This is a genomic window from Pseudomonadota bacterium, from assembly GCA_018242545.1.
GTDB lineage: Bacteria > Pseudomonadota > Alphaproteobacteria > 16-39-46 > 16-39-46 > 16-39-46.
The window spans coordinates 1-4,839 of sequence record JAFEBT010000093.1 but is presented as its reverse complement, the minus strand read 5'-3'; the positions used below and the strand labels follow the sequence as shown (position 1 = coordinate 4,839).

The following is a 4,839-nucleotide window of genomic DNA, read 5'->3' as shown; positions in this document are numbered from 1 at the left end:
TTTTTTATCATTTGCAAGAAGAAAAAAACCTTGAAGCTCTTCTTTCTCCTTTCTTGGCATTATTTAGTTAAGTGTCTCAACAATTTGAACAAGTTAAAGGGGCAGATAGTCTATTGGGTAAAGAGAGGCGTGTTCTCAATTTATCAGGAAAGATAGAAAGCTTTTGGTGTACTAGTATTTTTGCACGTGTACGTATGTGGTCGAGTGAATATTCGGAAACAAAAGGGGGGATAGGGGCATTAGCGAATCGCTTAGCTCGATTTGAACTACCTGAACAAAAACATGAAACTATGGAATTTCATGTATATACCTTGCAATTTTTGGCCGAGACTTTATTAAAAATAAAGAAACCAAAAGAAGAAAAGGTAGGAGAAGGGTTTGTTTATAAGATGTTTCAACGTGATGAATACAAAAAAGAAAATTTGCGCGCTTTTATAGAACATTTTGCAATGTTTGCTAAACTTTCTACTTTAAAGAAAGAGTTTGGACGTTTAATTGAAGGAAGAGAAAGCGAGCCGATTCGGTTAGGGAAAGCGACAGAAGAATTCTTAGACACATACTCTTATCGATTTGAGACACGATTAAGTAATTTACGAGAGCGCTTTAATTTTGTTAGTGAAGGAGGGGATGTGACTTTCGAAAATGAAGAAGAGAATAATTCGGAAGAATTTTTTGACCTTTCCTAATTGCCGTATACTAAACATCTCACCACCCGACAGAATAAAGAAAATAATTGAAAAAAGATAAAAAATCCTCCATGTGAAAGAAAAAGGAGGAAAGAATGAGAATATTAAAGGGCGGAGTTGCGCATGTTTCTGGGGTGATAGAAGAAGATTTAAGAGACCGAGAAACAAGATTACATAAAGCGCATATTGAGGGAATAGCGGATTTAACAGCAACTGTTTTAGCATGCTGGAATTTTAATAGTGGAGACTGGATATCCATCTTGCCAAGAAAAACAGGAGATGAAAAATCCAAAGAGCGGTATATTAGTAGACTCCTTTCAAACCCCCTCATCAAACCTTTCTATGTAATGAGAGGATTTATTCCTGAGATTGCAGAAATGCTTACAGAACAAGGGCAGACTCTTGTTCTCATGTTGGATCAAAGTAAGATACGGGAAGGATTTGAATGTCTCATGGTTTCTTTAAGATTGGCAGAAAGAGCACTTCCTGTTGGCTGGATTGTTGTAGAAACCCAAGGTCCCCTAGGATTTGATGTTCAAAAAGAATTATTAGACCATGTTAAAACACTCTTACCCGAAGGAGTGTCCATACTTTTATCTGCAGATCGTTTTTATGGAACGTCTGCTCTTATTGAATGGTGTAAGAAAGCAAGATGGCACTATCGTATTCGCCTTAAATCTAATCTAATCTTAAACTACAAAGGACGGGATATAACAACTGGAGAGGAAGCTTCTCAAAACTATACAAGCCTTGAGAAGGCTTATTTCAATAGAACAAATGTCTTTACAAACATTGGTATTCTCCACGAGGAAGGACATAAAGAACCTTGGATTATTGCTATGGATTGTATTCCTTCCCAGTATAAAGTTTTAGATTATGGAATGCGATGGGGAATAGAATGCCTTTTCTCTGATTTTAAATCTCGAGGTTTTTCTATCACAACAACACATCTCAAACACACAGATCGCATAGAGCGCCTCATCTTAATTCTAACGATTGCGCTTTATTGGGCTGTTTCAACAGGGATGAAACCTAGAATCCCTAAAACACGCTCTAAAAAAAACTCTACCGATCTCTAACATCTTTCTTTAAACAAGGCTTACGCCTTCTCTTGAAAGCCGCTCTTACCCTTGCTCCCATCCCCAAGTTATGGTCTTTCATTTATCTTGTCGGGTGGTGAGGCAAATAAGAAATTTAAATAATTCATCTTGAAAATAAAAAAATAAGCACTATATAGATAGTATCTTTATTTTTAATATATACAATTTAGGCATATAAATGAATCATTTATTAAAAAAACTTATTATTCCGATAGCCTTTATAAGTTTTACATGTGCTATTTTTGAGCAAACTTTTGCAATGGAAGAAACTGTATTAGAAGATTCAGTTCAAATTGATAGACAAAGAGCTTCTGCCTTGCCTTCTCAACTTCAGGAAGATATTCCTGAACGTGAGAAAGAAAGACAGCGCTCATCTCCAGTAATAAGTGATACAGAACCTACTCCCAAATTAATTGATATTTTATTACAACGTCTTGAATTACACTTAGCAAAAAGACGTGTCTTATCTTTAGATGGAGGGGGTGTAAGGGGTGCTTTTACGGCACAAATTCTAGCACGTATTGAAGAAGCAACAGAGCTACCTATAAAAGATACTTTTCAAGGAAGCATTACGGGTACTTCTACAGGATCCTTTATTGCGTTAGGGCTAACATTTCCTGATAAGAAAGGCCGAGAAAATACTGGTCCTTATTCAGCTGCAGAAATTGTTGATTTTTATAGAACAAGATCATCCAGTATGTTTTCAGGTTGTTGTGCTTTTGATAGCTGTATTGCCTCTCTACAATGTCCTTCTTCTCATTCTGGAAGATTTACATGTGCTCTTAAAAGTATTTTTTCCTGTTTTGGGTGTTTTGGCTGTTGTTATAATTGTGGCGGAGCTTGTGGCCCAAAATATACTCGAAAAGCACTTGATACGGAATTAGAAACCCTTCTAGGTTCAACCAGACAACTAAGAGAAGGCCTAGGGCCTGTTCAAACAACAACTTATGATATTGGCCGGGGAGGAGGTGTTTTACATTTAAGCAGTACAAATCCTCATACTAACCAGTATCGATTTAATGAGGCAGGTGCAGCTTCTTCTGCAGCTCCTACTTATTTTCCTGCACCAATTATAGGAGATGGAAGTACAGCGAGACCTCGAAGAGTTTGCGTGGATGGAGGTCTTATTGAAAATAATCCTATTTTAGCTGCTATAGAACAAGCTCAAGCTGTAATTGGAGATGGAAGTGATATTAGAGATTTTACTGTGGTTTCTGTAGGAACTGGCCAAGCAGCAGGTGCTTTTAGTAATGAAGATCTTCGTTATGCGGGAGCTTTTTCTTGGGCGCGTCCGATTATTGATATTGGAATGGATGGTACGAGCATGGCAACACATTTATCTTTTAGTAGCATTTTTAAGGGTGGCAACTATTATAGAATGCAAGCTTCTTTATCTAGAGAATTATTAGATATGGATGATCCAAGAAATGTAGAAGGACTTATAAAAGAAGCCGATAATTTTTGTAGGGATACTACTTCCTCTTTTAACGCTTTTCTTGAGAGATTAAAAACAGAAAAACAATTTAAAGATGGCATAACAAGATTATATGGAGGAAAGAACAACGATGAATTTATGGCGATTCTAGAAAAATTTCGAAGATTAGTCGGAGTTACACATGAAGAAACAAGGCAAAACATTGATAGATTTATCTCTCTTAGTCATTCAAATGTAGAAGACGGTCTTTTCGCAACTCAAGTTGCTCATTATTTTAATGATGTAAAATTATTGAAAGCTTTAAAGATTGAAATGGTTACTTTATTAGACAGATTATAGGTTAATCATAGGTGGATGATTATAAGCTTTAACAATTCTCTTGGATTTTAGAGATAAAAATAGTATAGTAAATTTTTGAGGAGATAATTATGAAAAATATAACTTTTTTGATTATATCGGGTTGTTGGATATACTCTTTTTCTACTTGCGCAATGGAAACAGATGTAGATGCTGCTCACCAACAGCGTCAAAGAACTGTTCCTGTTCGTAAATCTCAGGATCCTGATGAAATGTTGAGACGCTTTAAGCAAGCAACTCCAACAGCAGAACTTCAAAGGCTACAAGCAATGGCAAAAAAAATTCTTGAAGATGAAGAGAGACAGAAGGAAGAACGTATTACGGCAGCTGTAACTAGAATTGGAGCATATTAAAACTCATTCTTACTATTTGTTTATCTTTAAAATTAAGTAGTTGAGTATATTTATTAGGTGCCTTGTTTATCCTAGCCATTTCTTAGCTATCTTTAGTTAGCTGTCTCAAATTATCTAATGAAAATTACATAATTACTTTCAGGGCTGCTTAAGAGAGCTTGAGGTAACTTCTCTTATTGTATTCCCAAAAAGAGATGTTGCATGTCTTAAGGGTTCATCTGCAAGATGTGCATATCGTTGAGTTGTGGAAGCTTGGGTGTGTCCCAGCAATTTTCCAACAATACTTAAGCTCAAGCCACTTGATACTAAGTGAGAAGCATGAGTATGACGAAGGTCATGAATTCCTAACCCTGGTAATTCTGCTCTTTTAATTACGCGTCTCCATAAATTTTGTAAATCTTTAAGGGGTTCTTTTTTAGTTAAACCAGGAAAAACATAAGGACCTTCAATATTCAAGTCCTTGAGTTCCTGAAGAACTTGAAGAGCTTCTTGAGAAAGAGGCAAATATTCTCGTTTCTTTTGTTTTGTAAGAGAAGAAGGTTTTGTCCAAACTCCTTGCTCAAAGTCAAAATGGCTCCAAGTTGCTTTTAGGAGCTCATTTTTTCGAGCACCGGTAAGAAGGAGTAACTTAAAAAAGTAAGAGGAAGGTCTTTTATAATCATCTAAAGTTTTCCAAAGACGAGAGATTTCCTCTTTATTAAGCCATCGATCTCTTTTTTCTTCTGGAAACCGTGGGATGCCTTTTACAGGATTATCACCTCTCCAGCCCCAAGCAATAGCTAATGATAGCATCTTAGAAAGGAGAGCTAAAGCTCGATTAGCTTGGTAAGGTGTTTCTTTTAAAGCAGCATGAAAATTTTCTACATCGCGCCGAGATAGATGGGCTACTTTTCTATCCCCAAGCTTAG

5 protein-coding genes are annotated in these 4,839 nt (G+C 36.3%); 4 read left to right on the top strand and 1 reads right to left on the bottom strand.

The window, feature by feature from the left end; genetic code table 11:
- Positions 1 to 71: 71 nt before the first annotated feature.
- The 4 genes from JSS34_08440 (at position 72) to JSS34_08425 (ending at position 3,931) form a co-directional block, all read left to right on the top strand.
- Entirely contained in the window at positions 72 to 686 is a 615-nt protein-coding gene (locus JSS34_08440) for a hypothetical protein (GenBank protein ID MBS0186326.1), read from the top strand.
- 95 nt (positions 687 to 781) lie between these two features.
- Entirely contained in the window at positions 782 to 1,765 is a 984-nt protein-coding gene (locus JSS34_08435) for a transposase (protein ID MBS0186325.1), read from the top strand.
- Between the two features lie 199 nt (positions 1,766 to 1,964).
- Positions 1,965 to 3,560, top strand: coding sequence for a hypothetical protein (locus tag JSS34_08430; GenBank protein ID MBS0186324.1), 1,596 nt, complete (start codon positions 1,965 to 1,967; stop codon positions 3,558 to 3,560).
- 89 nt (positions 3,561 to 3,649) lie between these two features.
- Positions 3,650 to 3,931, top strand: coding sequence for a hypothetical protein (locus JSS34_08425; protein ID MBS0186323.1), 282 nt, complete (start codon positions 3,650 to 3,652; stop codon positions 3,929 to 3,931).
- 138 nt (positions 3,932 to 4,069) lie between these two features.
- On the opposite strand, the gene JSS34_08420 is transcribed toward JSS34_08425, so the two are convergent.
- A partial coding sequence (locus JSS34_08420) for a site-specific integrase (protein ID MBS0186322.1) occupies positions 4,070 to 4,839 on the bottom strand: 770 nt, incomplete at its 5' end.

What these genes read in the sequence shown, in the direction of transcription:
- JSS34_08430 (MBS0186324.1), top strand. Translation starts at nt 1,965, where the DNA reads ATGAATCATTTATTAAAAAAACTTATTATTCCGATAGCCTTTATAAGT.
- JSS34_08435 (MBS0186325.1), top strand. Translation starts at nt 782, where the DNA reads ATGAGAATATTAAAGGGCGGAGTTGCGCATGTTTCTGGGGTGATAGAA.
- JSS34_08425 (MBS0186323.1), top strand. Translation starts at nt 3,650, where the DNA reads ATGAAAAATATAACTTTTTTGATTATATCGGGTTGTTGGATATACTCT.